The organism is Nocardiopsis ansamitocini, from assembly GCF_030268225.1.
In the GTDB taxonomy this organism is placed as follows: domain Bacteria; phylum Actinomycetota; class Actinomycetes; order Streptosporangiales; family Streptosporangiaceae; genus Nocardiopsis_D; species Nocardiopsis_D ansamitocini.
In genome coordinates, this window is record NZ_BSQG01000001.1 from 38,330 (window position 1) to 54,503 (window position 16,174).

17 protein-coding genes are annotated in these 16,174 nt (G+C 71.9%); all 17 read right to left on the bottom strand.

All coding sequences use genetic code 11. The annotated features are described in order from the left end of the window. Positions 1–35: 35 nt before the first annotated feature. Complete coding sequence (locus QSJ59_RS00175; protein ID WP_285756580.1) at positions 36–1,376, bottom strand: NtaA/DmoA family FMN-dependent monooxygenase; 1,341 nt, start codon at positions 1,374–1,376, stop codon at positions 36–38. Beyond that, complete coding sequence (locus QSJ59_RS00180) at positions 1,373–1,549, bottom strand: hypothetical protein (RefSeq protein WP_285756581.1); 177 nt, start codon at positions 1,547–1,549, stop codon at positions 1,373–1,375. Before QSJ59_RS00180 ends, QSJ59_RS00175 begins: the two co-directional genes overlap by 4 nt. Next, the gene (locus QSJ59_RS00185; protein ID WP_285756582.1) at positions 1,546–2,685 is read right to left on the bottom strand and encodes an LLM class flavin-dependent oxidoreductase; all 1,140 of its coding nucleotides are present in this window, start codon (positions 2,683–2,685) and stop codon (positions 1,546–1,548) included. Before QSJ59_RS00185 ends, QSJ59_RS00180 begins: the two co-directional genes overlap by 4 nt. Positions 2,686–2,758: 73 nt before the next feature. Continuing rightward, positions 2,759–3,727 carry an ABC transporter substrate-binding protein gene (locus tag QSJ59_RS00190; protein ID WP_285756583.1) on the bottom strand — a complete coding sequence of 323 codons (969 nt, stop codon included), beginning with the start codon at positions 3,725–3,727 and terminating at the stop codon, positions 2,759–2,761. Between the two features lie 49 nt (positions 3,728–3,776). Further along, positions 3,777–4,529 (bottom strand): amino acid ABC transporter ATP-binding protein, encoded by a 753-nt coding sequence (locus QSJ59_RS00195; RefSeq protein WP_285757816.1) that lies wholly within the window; start codon positions 4,527–4,529, stop codon positions 3,777–3,779. Between the two features lie 11 nt (positions 4,530–4,540). After that, on the bottom strand, positions 4,541–5,515 hold the full coding sequence (locus tag QSJ59_RS00200; protein ID WP_285756584.1) for an amino acid ABC transporter permease: 975 nt from the start codon (positions 5,513–5,515) through the stop codon (positions 4,541–4,543). Next, a complete protein-coding gene (locus QSJ59_RS00205) occupies positions 5,512–6,048 on the bottom strand; it encodes a GNAT family N-acetyltransferase (protein WP_285756585.1) in 537 nt (178 codons plus the stop codon). The genes QSJ59_RS00200 and QSJ59_RS00205 overlap by 4 nt, the downstream gene beginning before the upstream one ends. 171 nt (positions 6,049–6,219) lie before the next feature. Beyond that, complete coding sequence (locus tag QSJ59_RS00210; protein ID WP_285756586.1) at positions 6,220–7,008, bottom strand: ABC transporter ATP-binding protein; 789 nt, start codon at positions 7,006–7,008, stop codon at positions 6,220–6,222. Then, positions 6,992–8,038 carry a taurine ABC transporter substrate-binding protein gene (locus tag QSJ59_RS00215; RefSeq protein WP_285756587.1) on the bottom strand — a complete coding sequence of 349 codons (1,047 nt, stop codon included), beginning with the start codon at positions 8,036–8,038 and terminating at the stop codon, positions 6,992–6,994. Before QSJ59_RS00215 ends, QSJ59_RS00210 begins: the two co-directional genes overlap by 17 nt. An 82-nt stretch (positions 8,039–8,120) precedes the next feature. Further along, entirely contained in the window at positions 8,121–8,960 is an 840-nt protein-coding gene (locus QSJ59_RS00220) for an ABC transporter permease (RefSeq protein WP_285756588.1), read from the bottom strand. A gap of 110 nt (positions 8,961–9,070) precedes the next feature. Then, entirely contained in the window at positions 9,071–10,051 is a 981-nt protein-coding gene (locus QSJ59_RS00225) for an LLM class flavin-dependent oxidoreductase (RefSeq protein WP_432707390.1), read from the bottom strand. A gap of 275 nt (positions 10,052–10,326) precedes the next feature. Beyond that, on the bottom strand, positions 10,327–11,445 hold the full coding sequence (locus tag QSJ59_RS00230; RefSeq protein WP_285756589.1) for an LLM class flavin-dependent oxidoreductase: 1,119 nt from the start codon (positions 11,443–11,445) through the stop codon (positions 10,327–10,329). Beyond that, positions 11,435–12,397 carry an LLM class flavin-dependent oxidoreductase gene (locus QSJ59_RS00235; RefSeq protein WP_285756590.1) on the bottom strand — a complete coding sequence of 321 codons (963 nt, stop codon included), beginning with the start codon at positions 12,395–12,397 and terminating at the stop codon, positions 11,435–11,437. The genes QSJ59_RS00230 and QSJ59_RS00235 overlap by 11 nt, the downstream gene beginning before the upstream one ends. Positions 12,398–12,461: 64 nt before the next feature. Further along, a complete protein-coding gene (locus QSJ59_RS00240; RefSeq protein WP_285756591.1) occupies positions 12,462–13,406 on the bottom strand; it encodes an ABC transporter substrate-binding protein in 945 nt (314 codons plus the stop codon). Positions 13,407–13,440: 34 nt separating this feature from the next. Next, the gene (locus tag QSJ59_RS00245; RefSeq protein WP_285756592.1) at positions 13,441–14,484 is read right to left on the bottom strand and encodes an ABC transporter substrate-binding protein; all 1,044 of its coding nucleotides are present in this window, start codon (positions 14,482–14,484) and stop codon (positions 13,441–13,443) included. A 36-nt stretch (positions 14,485–14,520) separates the two neighbouring features. Next, positions 14,521–15,243 carry an ABC transporter ATP-binding protein gene (locus QSJ59_RS00250; RefSeq protein WP_285756593.1) on the bottom strand — a complete coding sequence of 241 codons (723 nt, stop codon included), beginning with the start codon at positions 15,241–15,243 and terminating at the stop codon, positions 14,521–14,523. A gap of 35 nt (positions 15,244–15,278) precedes the next feature. Next, positions 15,279–16,163: an ABC transporter permease gene (locus QSJ59_RS00255; protein WP_285756594.1), complete on the bottom strand. Its 885-nt coding sequence runs from the start codon at positions 16,161–16,163 to the stop codon at positions 15,279–15,281. Positions 16,164–16,174 lie beyond the last annotated feature (11 nt).

Here is a 16,174-nt window from a genome sequence, read left to right on the forward strand (position 1 = left end):
GCCCTCCCGAGGGACGCCGGCGGGAAAGGCCCCGCTCAGCGGGGGGCGGGCAGCCCCAGGTTCTCGCGCAGGGTGGCACCGGTGTACTCGGTGCGCAGCACCCCTCGTTCGCGCAGGAGCGGGACCACCAGGTCGACGAAGTCGTCCAGACCTCCCGGGGTGAGGTGCGGAACGAGCACGAAACCGTCACAGGCCTTGGTCTGCACGTGTTCGTCGAGCTGGGCGGCGACCCCGTCGGGCGTTCCGACGAAGGTCTGGCGCGCCGTGGTCTCCACCACGAGGTCGCGGATGCTCAGCTTCTTGGCCTCGGCGAGTTCGCGCCACGCGCGGACCTGGGCGAGCGGGTCCTTCACCCGCCCTGCCCGGCCCTGGCTGATCGCGGTGTTGCCCGGATCGGGCTCGACGTCGGGGAGCGGGCCGTCGGGGTCGTACGCCGAGAGGTCGCGGCCCCACACCTGCTCCAGGGAGCGGATCGCAGTCTGGCCGCTGACCTGCTGGTAACGGATGTGGCGCGCCCTCTCCTCGGCTTCGGCCGCGGTGCCGGCGACCACGAACGTGGCTGCCGGCATGATGAGCAGGTCCTCCGGCGAGCGCCCGTAGCCGCCCAGCCGCCCCTTGACGTCGGCGTAGAAGTCGCGGCCCTGTTCGAGCCCTCCGTGCCGGGAGAAGATGACGTCGGCGTTGGCCGCGGCGAAGTCCCGCCCCTGGACCGAGTCGCCCGCCTGGATGACGACCGGATGGCCCTGGGGCGAGCGGGGGACGGTCGATTCCCCTTCGACGGCGAAGAAGCGGTCCGTCTGTGCGAAACGGCGCACTCCGCCCTCGTTGACGAACGTCGGCCGATCGCGCCCCCCGGCCAGCGCGTCGGCGCTCCAGGAATCCCACCACCCTCGGGCGGCACGTACGAAAGCGGCTGCGCGCTCGTAGCGGTCGGCGTGGTCGAGGTAGCCCCCGCGACGGAAGTTCTCACCGGTGAAGGCGTCGGAGGTGGTGACGACGTTCCAGGCCGCCCGTCCGTCGCTGAGATGGTCCAGGCTGGCAAGCTGCCGGGCCAGTTCGTAGGGCTCGTTGTAGGTGGCGCTGAGCGTGCCGGCCAGGCCCAGGTGGCGGGTGACCGCAGCCAGTCCGGCGAGGACGGCGAGGGTGTCGGGGCGCCCTACGACGTCGAGGTCGTGGATGCGTCCCTGGTGTTCGCGCAGGCGCAGCCCCTCGGCGAGGAAGAAGAAGTCGAACCCTCCGCGTTCGGCGGTACGGGCCAGGTGGACGAAGGAGGAGAAGTCGATCTGGCTCCGGGAGGCCGGGTCGCTCCACACGGTGGTGTTGTTGACGCCGGGGAAGTGGGCGGCCAACCGGATCTGCTTACGGGGCGTGGTCATGGGTGGCGCTGCTCTCCGGGTCCGGGACGGTCGGGTTCGGGGCCTGTGCCCCGGGACGGGGGTGCGGCCCGCGGCAGCGGGCTGACCCCCAGCTCCAGACCGAGCTCCATGAGGTAGGTGTCGTGCTCGGTGGTGCCGTTTCGTTCCTCCGGCCGCTGCCCGGGGGTGGTCATGCGCGGGCGTAGCGATTGCCGGCGCGGGGCAGGCCGAAGCGGCCGCGCAGAGTGGCTGTCGGGGAGCCGGGGCGCAGCGCCCCGGCCTGTCGCAGCAACGGGACGACCCCGTCGACGAAGGCCGAGAGGTCGTCGGGCAGTACGGCCGGGTAGAGGGTGAAACCGTCGACCGCGCCTGTCCAGTCCAGGATGCGGGCGGCAAGGTCGTGGGGCGTTCCGGTGAACCGCAGGCCGGCTTCACGGACGGGTGGGGCCGCCAAGGAGTCCAGGCGGTCCCGGCGGTTGAACGCGGTGGCCGTGTCCTCGGCCAGCAGGACCCGGAGGTCGGCCAGGACCGACACGTGCGCGGGATCGCGTCCGGCACGCTCGGCGGCGGCCCTGATCCGGGCGCGCAGCGCGGTGGCGGCGCCGTGTTCGGTGGGCGCGACGAGCACGACGTCGGCGACCGCGGCCGCCGCGCTCTCGGCCTCCTCCGAATCGGCGCGTACCACGACGAGAGGGTGGCCCTGCGGCGGGCGGGGTGTGATGGAGGGGCCGCGCACCGACCAGCCGGGGCCGGAGAAGTCCACGTAGTGGAGCCGGTCGGTGTCGACGAAGCGGCCGGTCGCGGTATCGCGGATCTCGGCGTCGTCCTCCCAGCTGTCCCAGAGCCGGCCCACGACGTCGGCGACCGCGGCGGCCTCCGTCCACAATCGCGGGCGTTCCGCGACCGGGCGCCGGCCGAAGTGGCGGGATTCGGCTTCGGTGGTCGACACCTGTACGCGCCAGCCGGCCCGGCCCAGGCTCACGTGGTCGAGGGTGGCCACCGCCTTGGAGACGTGGAAGGGCTCGGTATGGGTGGTGGTGACCGTGGGCACCAGGCCGACGGTGGTGGTCTCGGGGGCGATCCGGGTGAGGGTGAGCAGGGCGTCCAGGCGTCCGCGTACCGTCTGTCCGGTGTCGTCCTGAAGGGCGAGCGAGTCGTCGAGGGTCACGAAGTCGAGTGCGCCTCGCTCGGCTTCGCGCGCCAGTTCGGCGTAGTGTCCGGCGGTGAACAGTTCGGCCGGTTCCGCACGGGCGACCCGCCACGCGGCCGGGTGGGCACCGGCACCGTCGATCGCCGCCCCGATCCGCAGGGGTTGGGGTGCGTCGGACATGGTCGCTGCCTTTCTGGTCGTGGCCCGCCCCCGCCTGTCGACGGGGGCGGGCGCAGTGGCGCCGGCGGCCCGGCTACTCCCGGGGCAGCCCCGGCGGGTTGATCTCGGAGGCGGAGACCGCCTCGGCGTCGACCGCCCAGCGGTCGAGCACCTCCTGGTACTCACCGGTCTCGATCAGGCTGTTGATGGCCGCGTTGAGGGACTCGATGAGGCCGTTGTCCTTGAGGGTCATCGCCGCGATCTCGGCCTTGATCTCGCCACCGCCGGAGATCGTGCCCACGAGCTCGGTCTCGCCGGAGACCTGCGCGTGGTACGAGACGCTGGGTGTGGGGCCCAGGTAGACGTCGATGCGGCCCGACTGCAAGGCCAGGTAGTAGTCGGTGGCGTTCTGGTAGTACTGCAGGTCCAGTGGTTCCAGGCCGGCCTCCTGGTTCTGTTCGTCCCAGCGCAGGAGGATCTCCTCCTGGTTGGTCCCCGAGTCCACCGCGACCGACAGGCCGGCGATGTCGGCGGGCTCGGTGACCTCGGTGAGGTCGCTGCCCACGGCGGTCTCGAAGGACACCGTGTCCACCCGGTAGGTGGCAAAGTCGTAGAGGTCCTTGCGCTCCTCGGTCACGGTGACGTTGGCGAAGGCCACGTCGTACTGGCCGCTCTCCACGGACAGGAAGAGGTTCTCCCAGGAGGTCGCCTGGGTGTCCATCTCCAGGTCGAGGACGTCGGACACGAGTTGGGCGATGTCGGTCTCCACGCCGATGAAGGTCTCGTCGTCGTCGGCGTAGAAGGTCAGCGGGGGCGCGCCTCCGCTGGAGTGGCCGACGGTCAGTGCGCCGGTCTCGCGGATCTCCTCGGGGACCAGCGCGGCGATCTCGGGAACGGCCTCGGCGCGGATGCGGTCCTGGTCGGGAGAGGTGTTGAACCCGCTGTCGCCTTTGGCTCCTGCGGGGGCGTCGGCGTCGGCGCCCCCTCCACAGGCCGAGAGCGCCAGGACGGACGCCACGGCAAGGGCAGGCAGGGCTGTTCTGCGGTGCGGGACGAAGGACATCGGTCTCCTCAGAGGTAGGGGATGGGTTGGGGATCGGGGCCTGGCCCGGTCAGAGGACCTTGGCGAGGAAGGCACGGGTGCGCTCGTGGCTGGGGGCGTCGAAGACCTGGGACGGGGGCCCGGTCTCCACGATCCGCCCGTCGCTCATGAACACGACGGTGTCGGCGACCTCGCGGGCGAAGCCGATCTCGTGGGTGACGATGATCATCGTGGTGCCGCCGGCGGCGAGGTCCCGGATGACGTCGAGGACCTCCCCGACCAGTTCGGGGTCCAGCGCGCTGGTGGGCTCGTCGAACAGCAGGACCTTGGGGCGCAGGGCCAGGGCCCGCGCGATGGCCACGCGCTGCTGCTGGCCGCCCGACAACTGCCGGGGGTAGGCGTCGGCGCGGTCGGCGAGGCCCACCCGCGCCAACAGCGCCCGGGCATCGGCCTCGGCCTCGGCGGCCGGGCGGCGCAGCGCGAAGCGGGGCGCCTCGGTGATGTTCTCCAGGACGGTGAGGTGCGGGAAGAGGTTGAAGCTCTGGAACACGAAGCCGATCGCGCCGCGCTGGCGCAGGATGTGCTTCTCCTTGAGCTCGTGCAGTACACCGCGACCGCGCCGGTATCCGATCAGTTCGCCGTCGACGCTGACGTAGCCGCGGTCCGCGCGCTCCAGGTGGTTGACGCAGCGCAGCAGGGTGCTCTTGCCCGATCCGGAGGGGCCGAGGACAGCGGTGACCTCGCCCTCGGCGACGGTCAGGTCGATGCCGTGCAAAACCTCCAGGGTGCCGAAGCCCTTGTGGACTCCGCGGATCTCGACCATGGGGCGGGCGGTCACGGGGTACTCCCTCGGGTGGGCGCGATACGGGCGCGCAGGGTCGACGCGGCACGCCGCAGCCGTTGCACCGGGGTGGGCGGCAGGGTGCGCAGTGCGCCCTTGGCGTAGTGGCGTTCGACGTAGAACTGCACGATCGACAGCAGCGTGGTCAGCACGATGTACCAGAGGGTGGCGACCATGAGCATGGGCACGACGTCGCCGGTGCGGTTGTAGATGACCTGGATGCGGTAGAACAGCTCGCCCAGGGCCATGATGTAGACCACCGAGGTGCCTTTGAAGAGGCTGATCACCTCGTTGCCGGCGGTGGGCATGATGGTGCGCATGGCCTGGGGCAAGATGATGCGGCGTACCTGGCGGACCCATGGGATGCCCAGTGCCGCTGCCGCTTCGCGCTGCCCCTGGTCGACGGAGAGCACGCCCGAGCGCACGATCTCCGCCGAGTAGGCGGCCTGGTGCAGGGCCAGGCCGAGCACGGCGGCCGCCATCGGACTGATGAGGTCCATCGTGCCCACGGAGTAGAAGGACGGGCCGAAGGGGATTCCGAAGGAGATCTGGTTGTAAAGGATCGCCAGGTTGTACCAGAAGAGCAGCTGTACGATGAGGGGGATCGAGCGGAACGCCCAGATGTAGACCCAGGCGACCGCGACCAGCAGCGGGCTGCTGGACAGCCGCATCAGGGCCAGGATCACGCCCAGCGCGAAGCCGATCACCGTGCCGTACAGGGTGAGCTGGATCGTGAGCCACAGTGCGTTGAGGACGGATTCGGCGAACAGGTACTCGACGACGACGTGCCACTTCCACGCCGGGTTGGTGAGCAGCATGTTGACGAACATCGCCGCGAGCACTGCGACGACGGCACTGGCGGCCCAGCGCAGCGGGTAGCGCGCCGGGCGTACGGGGCGACCCGCGAGGTCGTCGGTGTCGCGGGCGGGGTCGGCCTGCTCGGTGGCGGGGGTGGAGAGCGCGCTCACTGCCGTCCCTCCCCCCGTCCGGCCGGGGGAAGGGCCTTGTCGAAGGGAAGCGGGCCGATCGTCTCGGGATCGGCCGCGAGATCGAACAGCGGCGTGTAGCCGGCCGCGAGGTAGAGGGCGCGTGCCTCGGGTTGGCGCGGACCGGTGATGAGGTACAGGCGCGCGTATCCTCCACGGGCCGCCTCGGCCTCCAGCGCCGCGAGCACCCTGCTGGCGTAGCCCCGGCGGCGGCTGTCGGCGGCGGTCCACATCCGTTTGATCTCTGCGGTGCGGTGGTCGTAGCGGCGGTAGGCGCCGCCGGCCACGGGGACCCCGTCGCGCAACAACAACAGCAGCACGCCGTGGGGCGGGGCGAAGTCCGACGCGGGGAACCGGGTCATCTCGTCGCTGATGTCAGCGTAACGGGCGGTGTACTCCTCGGACAGTTCGGCCAGCAGGGGTGCGGCCTGGGGGTCGTCGATCCGGGTCGCGCGGATCACCAGGTCCTCGGTTGCCGGGGGCGCCGGCGGCTGGGGGCCCATCGGTTTGCTCACTCTCTGACTGCGTGCGGGTGCGCGGATTCGGCGGCCGCGCCGAACGGAACGTGCGGCATGGAGGGATTCTTGGGCACCAAAAACCTATTTGTCAAGTAGGAAAAGTATATTTACAGGTCAGGGGCCTGCCCCCACGGACCGCCGTCCCCGGGCCCGCCGGCGGCGCGGTCCTCAGCGGGACGCCCCGGCCGCCTCACGCACGGCCGCAGCGACGCGCTCGCGCAGGGAGACGAATCCCTGGTCGGCGCGAGGCCGCTCAAGACGAGGCAGGTCGGAGGACTCGTCGAACACGATCCGCCCCGGCCGGGCGCTCAGGACGATGATCCGGGTGCCCAGGTGGACGGCCTCGTCCACATCGTGTGTGATGAACATCAACGTCTTCCCGCTCAGCCGCCACAGGGCGCGCAGCTCCTCCTGCATGCGTTCGCGGGTGAGCGCGTCCAGCGCACCGAAGGGCTCGTCCATGAGCACGATCGCGGGGTCGGGGGCCAGGGCGCGGGCGATCGCGACCCGCTGGCGCATGCCTCCGGACAGCTCGTAGGTACGCATACGGGCCGTATCGGCCAACCCCACCAGTTCGAGCTGGCGCATGGCCCGTTCCCGGCGCTCCTTGCGCCCCACCCCGGTCATGCGCAGCCCGAACTCGACGTTGGCGCGGACGCTGAGCCACGGAAACAGGGTGGGCTGCTGGAAGACGACACCGCGATCGGGCCCCGGTCCGGTAACCGGCCGCCCGTTGACGGCGACCGCGCCGCGCGCGGGCGGGTGGAACCCCGCGACGATGCGGAGCAGGGTGCTCTTGCCCGAACCGGAGGGGCCGACCACCACCAGGTGCTCCCCTTGGGGAAGCCGCACGTCGATGCCCTCCAACGCAGGGACCCACCCGCCACGACCGCGGTACTCGTGGCCCACCGCACGAAGCTCCAGGGCGGTCGGCGCCGTCTCAGCCTCCCGCGACACTCTCGGCCCCCGTGGGAAGAAGCGCCGCCTCGAAAAGGGACCGGTCCGGCGCCGTTTCGATCTCGCCCTGCTCGGCCAGGAACTCCGCGGTCAGGCCGAGGTACTCGGCGAGGCGACCTGGTTCGCCGCTGGTCCCGAGGTAGTCGGCGGAGGCCTGCTCGGCCGCGGTGAGAAAGACGAGCTGGTCCACCTGCTCCTCGGCCTGGGCGGGCTCAAGGTTGAGTTCGGCTGCGATGGCCGCCACGGCGGTCTGCTTGTCATCTCGCAGGAGGGTCACCGCACGGTCCTGTTGGGCGACCCATTCGGCCAGCGCGTCAGGGTAGTCCTCGGCGAACCCGGTGGCAACGACCGCGAGGTCGGCGGTGACCTTCCCCCGTCGGGCCAGTTCACCACTGGTCACCAGCGCGTGGCCGCCCTCGTCGTAGAGCTGCCCGAGGACCGGGTACCACACGAACGCGGCATCGACGTCGCCCCGCTGCCAGGCGGCCTGGATGTCGGGCGGCTCCAGGTCGAGGAGTTCCACGTCCCCCACCTCCAGTCCGGCCTCGTCGAGAGCTGCGATGAGGTGGTAATGGGTGGTGGAGGCGAAGGGCACAGCGACAGTGCGGCCCTCCAGGTCGGCGACGGCGTCGATGCCGTCGACCGCGACGAGCGCCTCGTTGTCGTCGATGACGTCGTGGATCCACGGCACCTGGTAGCCGATGTCCAGCGGCTGCGACAGCCCGCGGGTCACCGGAGCGCTGCCGGCCAGGGCGATGTCGAGTTCACCCGCGAGGAAAGCGGTGTTGACGTCTCCACCGGAGTCGAACTTGTTCCAGGTGACCGTGGTGTCGGGCAGCGCCTCCTCCAGCCAGCCCTGGTTCTTGACGATCAGGTCGCCGTTGGGGATGGACTGGTAGCCGATGCGAAGCTCTCCGGGGATGCCGTCGGCCGGGTCGGCGGCCGGATCGGCACCGCATGCCGACCCCAGGAGAAGGGTCGCGGCGAGCGCGGCTGCGAGTGCTGTCCTGGACGTGGGGCGGGGGGACACGGGCGACTCCTGATGGGCGGGGAGCACGGACGGGCGGAAACGAAAGGGCGGGCGCGGGCGCGCGGAGCGCACGGCCACTGGGTCAGGTACGCCCCCGCCAGGGGGCGAGGACACGGTCGGCTGACTGGAGGAGCCAGTCGATGAGGAGTCCGGAGAGCCCGATGACGATGAGGCCGAGGATGACCACGTCGGTCTGGTTGTAGCGCTGGGCCTCGCGGATCATCCCGCCGATGCCGGGGATGCCGTTGATCGTCTCGGCTGCGACGACGGAGGTGTAGGCCACGCCCACGGCGATGCGCACCCCGGTCATGATCTCGGGGAGGGCATAGGGAAGGACGACCCGGACCGGGAGCTGCCAGGACCGGGCCCCCAGCGAGCGGGCGGCGTTGAGGTAGTCGGGGGCGACGCCGCGCACGGCATCGGCGGTGGCGACCGCCACCGGTGGCAGGGACGCGATGACGAGCAACCAGATCTTGGGTTCCTCGCCGATGCCGAACCAGATGACGAGCAGGCTCAGGTAGGCCAAGGGCGGCAGGGTGCGCACGAAGGTGATGAAGGGCCCCAGGACGGCGCGAGCGGCCGGGACGAGCCCGACGAGCAGGCCCAGCACGATACCGCCCACCGTGCCGTACCCACTGCCGAGAAGGATGCGCCCCAGACTGGTGAGCAGATGCCCCTGCACCGTGGAACCGCTGTAGCCGACGGTGGCCGTGGTCACCAGTTGCGCCCAGACGGCACCGGGAGAGGGCAGGCTGACGGGCGGCCAGATCCCCGCGCGCGCCACCGCCCACCAGAGCAGCAGGAAGCCGCCGACGGACAGGGCGCGCAGACCGATCGACCCCGCGGCCTCGGGTATGCGAAACCGCGTCGGCCGGTCGTCGGCCTCGGTGTCGCGGGGAGGGGTCCGCGTGGTGGTGCTCATGCCGTGGCCGCCGGAAGGGCGGCCGTCAGGCGCGGCAGGACGTACTCGCCGACCCGGTACGCCTCTTCCAGGTGCGGCCACCCCGAGAGGACGAACTCCTCTATACCGAGTCACCGGTACTCCTGGAGGCGGCGGGCCACCTCGTCGTAGTCGCCGACCAGTGCGGTCCCGGCCCCCTCGCGGACCAGACCCACACCGGCCCACAGGTTCGGCGCGACCTCCAGGGCGCGGGGGGAACCGCCGTGGAGCGCGGCCATCCGCGCCTGTCCGACGGATTCCATCCGCGCGTAGTAGTGCTGCATGGCCTCGATCCGGGCGGGGTCCATCCCTGACAGCAGCCGGTCGGCCTCGCGCCATGCCTCGGCCGAGGTGTCCCGGGCGATGACGTGCAGCCTGATACCCAAGCGCACGCTGCGCCCCTGCCCGGCGGCCAGGGAGCGGACCCGTTCGATCCTCTCCGCGATCATCGCGGGCGGCTCGCCCCACATGAGGTAGGTGTCGGCGCGGGCGCTGGCCACCCGTTCCGCGGGGGCCGAGGCCCCGCCGAAATAGATCTCGGGTGCGGGGTCCAACGGATCGGTGGGCCCCGCGTCCTGCACCCGGTAGTGCCTACCGGTGAAGTCGAAGCGCTCACCGGAGAAGGAGCGGCGCAGGACGTCGAGGAACTCGTCGGTGCGGGCGTAGCGGTCGTCGTGGCCGAGGAAGTCGCCGTAGGCGCGCTGCTCGACCGGGTCTCCCCCGGTGACCACGTTGAGCAGCAGCCGGTCGCCCGAGATCTCCTGGAAGGCGCGCGCCTGCTGGGCGGCCAGGGTCGGCAGGACGAAGCCGGGGCGAAACGCCACCAAGAACTTGAGGCGGTCGGTGTGCTGGGTCAGCGCGGCGCAGGTGATCCAGGGGTCAGGGCAGCCCGAGCCCGTCGGGGTGAGGACTCCGGTGAACCCGGTGGCCTCGGCTGCGCGGGCCACCTGGGCGAGGTAGCCGAGCGTGGCGGGGCGCGTGGGCGAGGTGACGCCGCCCGTCCCCAGACGGATGGTGGAGTTGCGGACCGCGTGGCCGTCTCCCGTCGTGGGCAGGAACCAGTGGAAGCGCATGCGGGCCCACCTTTCGCGCGGGTGTTCCGGAGCCACGGATCAAAGTACACTATACAAGTAGGAAAAGATAAGAAAAAGCGGCACCGACCGGGTGGGCACCATCCCCGGCGCCAGGGTGCGCCTCTGCCCTCCGTACGCCCGGCGGCCCCCGGCGGCCTCGCCGAACCGGCCCGCCGACCGCGCGCTCGGCCCTCCGCCGGCCTCGGCCCGGACCGGATCCACCCGAACGCCGGCCCCGAGGGCCGGCGGCTTCACCGGTCGTCCCGACCCGATACTCAGCCGCGGAGGAGCGGCAGGACCTCCTCCCCCACCCTGTGCGCCTCCTCCAGGTGCGGGACACCGGCCAGGATGAAGGAGTCGACGCCAAGGGCGATCAGTTCGTCGAGGCGTTCGGCGACCTGCTGGTAACTGCCGACCAGCCCGAAGGCCGGGCCCCCGCGCAGCAGTCCGAAACCACCCCACACGTTGGGCGCGACCTCCAGGTCGCGGTAACCGTTGACGGGCCCGCCGAGGAAGGCGCGGCTACGGGCCGCCCCTACCGAGTCCCCCGATCGACCCGCCCGCAGCGCCGCGGTGTCGGCGGCCTCGAAACCGCGCCGGACCTCCGCCCAGGCCGCTTCCTCGGTCGCCCGCGCGACCACCTCCGCCCGGACGGCGAAACGGTGGGTGCGTCCGGTGGCGGCGCTGTGTGCGCGCACGGCCGCGAACTTCTCGGCCAGCGCCCCGAAGGGCTCCAACCAGGACAGGTAGTAGTCGGCGTGCCGACCGGCCGCGTCGATCGCCGCGGGCGAGGAGCCCGAGAAGTAGACCTCCGGGAACTCCTGGGCGGCCAGCGCGTCGGGCAGCGCACCGCCCTCGACCCGGTAGAAGCGCCCGTCGAAGTCGAAGGGCCGCTCCTGCCACACTCCCCGGTGCACCCGGAGGAACTCCTGGGTGCGCGCATAGCGGTCGTCGTGGGCGACCTCGTCGCCCCACCACAGCTGCGCGGGACCGCCCCCGCCGGTGATCACGTTGTAGACGACACGGCCGTGCGAGGCGCGTTGGAGGGTGGCCGCCATCCGGGCGGCGTGCACGGGGTTGAGGAAGCCCGGCTGGAAGGCGACCATGAACCGGAAGGTGCGGGTCTCGCGGGCGAGCATCGCGGCCGCGGCCCAGGGATCGTCGGTGAAGGGGAAGGAGGGCATGAGCCCGCCGTAGAACCCGGCCGATTCCGCTGCACGCGCGACATCGGCCATGTGCTCGATGTAGGCGTAGCCGTCGGGCGCGCCGCCCCGCAGTGCCGGAGTGATGCTCCCGGCGACGTGCGGAGCCCAGTCGCCGCGGCTCTCGGCGCGCTCGCGCAGCGACCGCTGGTCGCCGTGCATACCGATGCGCCAGTAGAAGTCAACGGACACGGGCCTGCTCCTGCTCTGCCAGGGCGGGCAGCAGCCGCTCGCCCAACCGGTAGGCCTCGGGGAGCGCGGGGAGCGCCTCGACCGAGAAGGTGCGCACTCCCCGGCGCGCGTAGTCGTCAAAAAGGGCCGCGACGTCGTCGTACGAACCGACCAGTCCGCTGGGCAGGGTGTGCCCCAGGCCCGCGAAGCCCTCCCAGTGCGGCCCCGCATCGCTCCCGGCATCGGCGCGCGCCTCCGCCGTGTCGTCGCGGGCCAGGACCGACAGCTCGACCCCAAGCTCGACGTCGCGTCCCCACCGCGCGGAGCGGCCGGCGAGCTCGGCGCGTACCGCCTTGATGTCGTCGGCCGGGCCCAGCAGGTGCACGTCGGCGTGGCGGGCCGACAGTTCGAGCGCCTCCTCGCCGGTGCCCGAGAGGTAGACGCGGGGAAACGCCCACCCGGTGAGCGGCGCGTCGAAACCGCCCTCCAGCACCCGGTAGAAGCGGCCCTCGAAGGAGAAGGGGCGGCGGGTCCACACGCCCTTGGCAGCGGTGAGGAACTCGTCGGCCCGCCGGTAACGGTCGGGACCGCTCAAAAAGTCGCCCTGGGCTGCGTGTTCGGCCGCGTCGCCGTCCAACGCCGGCCGCCACCCCAGCCGCTGGGCCGAGAAGCGCTGGAGGGTGACCGCCATCTTGGCCGCGTAGACGGGGGTGGCGAAGCCGGGGTGGAACTCTGCGACGACACGCAGATGACGGCTGTGGCGCAGGAGCCCCGCGGCCACCGTCCAGGACTCCTCCCCCAGGGGGTCGTGCGGGACGAGCACGCCGCCCAGGCCGGCCGTCTCGGCCGCACGCCCGGTCTGGAACAGGCGTTCCAGCGGACCGTAGTGGTCGGCACGCACGTCACGGGGCACCGGCCCGAGGCCGGTCGGGGGCCCGTGACGGGTGGGCAGTCTCAGGAGCAGTTCGGTCATACGGGGATCCTCGGTCGAAAGTGGGGGTCGGGGACGGGCGCCGTCAGCACCCGTCCCCGGCGGGTCAGCGCGCGTCGGGGTCCGGAAGCGGCGGGACGAGGGCGTTGACGTCCGCCAGCACGGCCGAGGCGACGTCGGCCTCGCGCGACAGCAGGCCGCTGGCGAAGAGCAGGTCGGCCGCGCGCTGCTGCTCGGCGACGAACTCCCCGGTCACGGGAAGAAGGCCGAAGGGCCTGGTACGCAGGGCGTGCTCCCAGGCGTCCAGGTCGGTGTCGAGCCCTCCGCGTTGCCGGGCGTCCGCGACGAAGAGGGCAGCGGCCTCGCGCGGGTTGTCGCGAATCCAGGCGTCGGACTCCTGCAGGGCGGCGATGATCGCGGCCAGCTCCTCGGAGCGGTTCTCGGCGAAGTCGCGACGGGTGAACCACAGCGAACGGTGGCTGAACAGGCCGTCGGTGGCGACGAGATCACGGGTGGAGACCTGCGCTTCCACCGCGCTCAGGCCGGGGTAGGCCCCCACCCACGCGTCGACGGCACCGCTCAGGAACTCCTCGGCTGCGTTGACTCCGGTGTCCACGGGGATGATGTCGCCCCAGCCCAGCCCTGCGCGCTCCAGTGCGAACAGCAGCAGGGTGGTCTGCCAGGAGCCGTGCGCGATACCGACGGTGCGACCCCGCAGATCGGCGATTTCCTTGATGTCGGAGTCGGCCTTGACCAGCAACCTGCCATTCTCGTGGCGGGGACCCGAGATCGCGACGTAGACCACGTCGTGCCCCTGGCCCTGGGCGGTGATGGGCGGGGTGAAACCGGTGCCGATGAAGTCGTAACCGCCGTCGAAGAGGCGGTCCGCGTGCACGGTGGGCAGCCCTTCGGTGGGGGCGGGACGCTGTCCCTGCGGGAGGTCGCGCAGGTCCACCCACTCGACGTCGGGCAGCCTGCGCTCCAGGATGCCCCGGTGGCGTAGGACGAACAGCGAGTTGTTGTGCGGGAAGTAACCGACCTTGGTGCTCATGGTGTCTCCGGCTGGTTGGGGGTGGGGACGCGGGTCAGGAGGTGGTGCGGGCGAGGATCGCGTGTGCGGCGGCCAGTGGTTCGTGGGCGGCCCAGGCGTGCACGTCCACGGGAGCGGCGAGGAAGCCGTTGCGGTGCAGGAAGTCCTGCTGGACGGCGAGCAGGCCCAGGCGTTCGGCGGAGAGGTCGGGGTGCAGACCGGTGTGGAAGCCCTCCGCGTAGGCGGCTGCCACCCCTTGGGCACCCGATCGGGTCTCGGCCGCCAGGATCCGGCGGACGCGCGCGGGGTTGTCGGCCGCCCAGTCGGCGGCGCGCAGGGTCTGCACCAGGAAGGCGGTGACCAGTTCGGGGCGTTCGGTGAGGATGCGCTCGTGCACGGTGATGGGGCGCGGGGTGCCGTTGTTGACGCGGAAGCGCCGTTCGGGGGCTGCGTCGAGGTCGATGGCGACGACCGCGCCGAGGGCGGCTGCCTCCTCCACGGCCCGGGCGCCCTTGACGTAGACGGCGTCGACGGCACCCGCCGCGAGTTCGGCGAGGCCCGGCCAGGAGGCGGCACGGGCATCGGCGCCCACGGTGGGAGCCAGGTCCGCGGCGACCTCGACCTGTTCGACGTCGTCCAGGGTGTGCCCGGCCAGGGCGAGTGCGCCGGTGAAGCCGTGCAGCGCCATGGCGCGTGGAAAGCTGCGGGCGGGACTGTCCGCGTGGGCGGGGACCGCGACGCGTCGGCCCTTGAGGTCGGCGGGCGAGGCGATCCCCGCGCCGGGGAGAGCGAGCACCGACTGCGCCTCGTCGATCCAGGTCAGACCGATGAGTCGGGTGGGTGCCCCCTCCGATCGGGCGGCCAGGGCCGGTACGTTGCCGCCCTCGCGGAAAAGGCCGAGGAGGCGGTGGTCGAAGTGGTGGCGGGCGATCTCGGGGGGCGCGTCCTGGAGGATGCCCACGTCCAGCCCCTGTTCGGCGAAGGACACGGCGAGCCAGCCGAGGTTGTGGGCCAGGCCGCTGGCGGTGGGAACGGGGCAGCGGGTGTACCAGATCTTGTCCACGCCGGTGGCGGCGGACGACGGAGGGGCGGTGGTCACAGGGGTTCCTCCCGTTGGGCGGCGGTGGACTCGGGGTCAACGGGTGGAGCTGACCCCGAGTTCACCGAGGAAGTCGCGGCGGTAGTCCAGTACAGCCGGGTTGTTGCGGTCGCGGGGGTGGTCGAGGACGATCCGGCGGTCGACGGAGAAACGGCCCCGTCGCAGGACCGCCACCCGGTCGGCGAGCCGGACGGCCTCGTCCACGTCGTGGGTGACCAGGAGGACGGCCGGCCGGTGCCGAGCGCACAGGTCGGCGACCAGATCCTGCATGTGCAGCCGGGTCAGGGCGTCCAGGGCGGCGAACGGCTCGTCCAGCAGCAGCAGTTCGGGGTCGCGCACCAGGGCCCGGGCGAGGGCCGCGCGCTGGGCCTCCCCGCCGGAGAGGGTGGCCGGCCAGGCACGTACCTTGTCGGCCAGGCCGACTTCGGCGAGGGCACGCGCTCCGGCAGCGCGGGTAGCGGCTCCCCGGGGCTGGCCGATGGTGACGTTGGACAGCACCCGGCGGGCCTGGACCAGGCGCGGTTCCTGGTAGACGGTGGTGCGCCTGGCGGGGACAAGCACCTCGCCGCCGTCGGGCGCCTCCAGCCCGGCCAGGGTGCGCAAGAGGGTGGTCTTGCCCGTGCCGCTGGGGCCGAGCAGGACGAAGAACTCACCGCGCCGGATGTCGAGGTCGACGCCGTCCAGGACGGTGGCGGCGCCGTAGGACTTGCGCAGTCCGCGTACGCGCACGGCGAGGTCGGTACCGGGTCGGGTAGCCACGGGTTGCTCCTGACGGGTGGCGGGACGGTGGGCGGTCATCGGGCCGCCACGTGGGCACGCCAGGGCATCAGCACCCGTTCCAACAGGCGGATCGCCGCGTCGATGAGGAGGCCGATGACGGCGTACAGCACGATGCACAGCACCATGTAGTCGGTACGGAAGTACTGCTGGGCGAGGGTCACCAGGTAGCCGATCCCCGCCGTGGTACCGATCTGCTCGGCGGCGATGAGACCGGTGAGGCTGATAGTCATGCAGATCCGCAGGGCCATCAGGATGCTGGGCAGGGCGCTGGGGATGATGACGCCCAGCGCCAGCCGGGCCCCTCTCAGGCCGAACCCGCGGGCGGCCTCCAGGACCTTGCGGTCCACCCCGCGTACGCCCACGTAGGTGTAGGCGTACATGGGGGCGACGGCCGCAACCGCGATGAGCACGACCTTGAAGGTCTCGTCCACGCCGAACCAGGAGATGAACAGCGGTACGAGGGCCAGGAAGGGAACGGCGCGCACGATCTGCATGGAGGGGTCCACGAGTTCCTCGCCGAGCGCCGTGAGTCCGGACATGATCCCCAGGAGCAGGCCCGCTCCCACCCCCACTGTCACGCCCAGGGCCGCGCGGCCGAACGAGGCCGCCAGGAACTCGGCGAGCTGACCGGTCGCGATCAACTCGCGCAGCGCCGTCAGGACGGCCGGAGGGCTGGACAGGATCCGGGGGTCGACGAAGCCGGCGATCGACCCCCACCACCACAGCCCCACCAGCAAGAGAGGGATGCTGACGCGCACAGCCAGGGACAGCAGCGGGTTGCGGGGGCGGCTCCCCAGGTGGACGGGGCGTTCCAGGCCGGGCGGCGCGGGGCGGGGGCCGGTGGGCGCGGCCTCGGCGAACGGGGGTGCCGCAGGCGACGGCCCGGATGAAACGGTCATGGGAGTGCTCC

Coding starts and splice junctions, on each gene's coding strand:
- QSJ59_RS00175 (WP_285756580.1), bottom strand. CDS start 1,376: ATGACCACGCCCCGTAAGCAGATCCGGTTGGCCGCCCACTTCCCCGGC.
- QSJ59_RS00180 (WP_285756581.1), bottom strand. CDS start 1,549: ATGACCACCCCCGGGCAGCGGCCGGAGGAACGAAACGGCACCACCGAG.
- QSJ59_RS00185 (WP_285756582.1), bottom strand. CDS start 2,685: ATGTCCGACGCACCCCAACCCCTGCGGATCGGGGCGGCGATCGACGGT.
- QSJ59_RS00190 (WP_285756583.1), bottom strand. CDS start 3,727: ATGTCCTTCGTCCCGCACCGCAGAACAGCCCTGCCTGCCCTTGCCGTG.
- QSJ59_RS00195 (WP_285757816.1), bottom strand. CDS start 4,529: ATGGTCGAGATCCGCGGAGTCCACAAGGGCTTCGGCACCCTGGAGGTT.
- QSJ59_RS00220 (WP_285756588.1), bottom strand. CDS start 8,960: ATGAGCACCACCACGCGGACCCCTCCCCGCGACACCGAGGCCGACGAC.
- QSJ59_RS00225 (WP_432707390.1), bottom strand. CDS start 10,051: ATGCGCTTCCACTGGTTCCTGCCCACGACGGGAGACGGCCACGCGGTC.
- QSJ59_RS00235 (WP_285756590.1), bottom strand. CDS start 12,397: ATGACCGAACTGCTCCTGAGACTGCCCACCCGTCACGGGCCCCCGACC.
- QSJ59_RS00240 (WP_285756591.1), bottom strand. CDS start 13,406: ATGAGCACCAAGGTCGGTTACTTCCCGCACAACAACTCGCTGTTCGTC.
- QSJ59_RS00255 (WP_285756594.1), bottom strand. CDS start 16,163: ATGACCGTTTCATCCGGGCCGTCGCCTGCGGCACCCCCGTTCGCCGAG.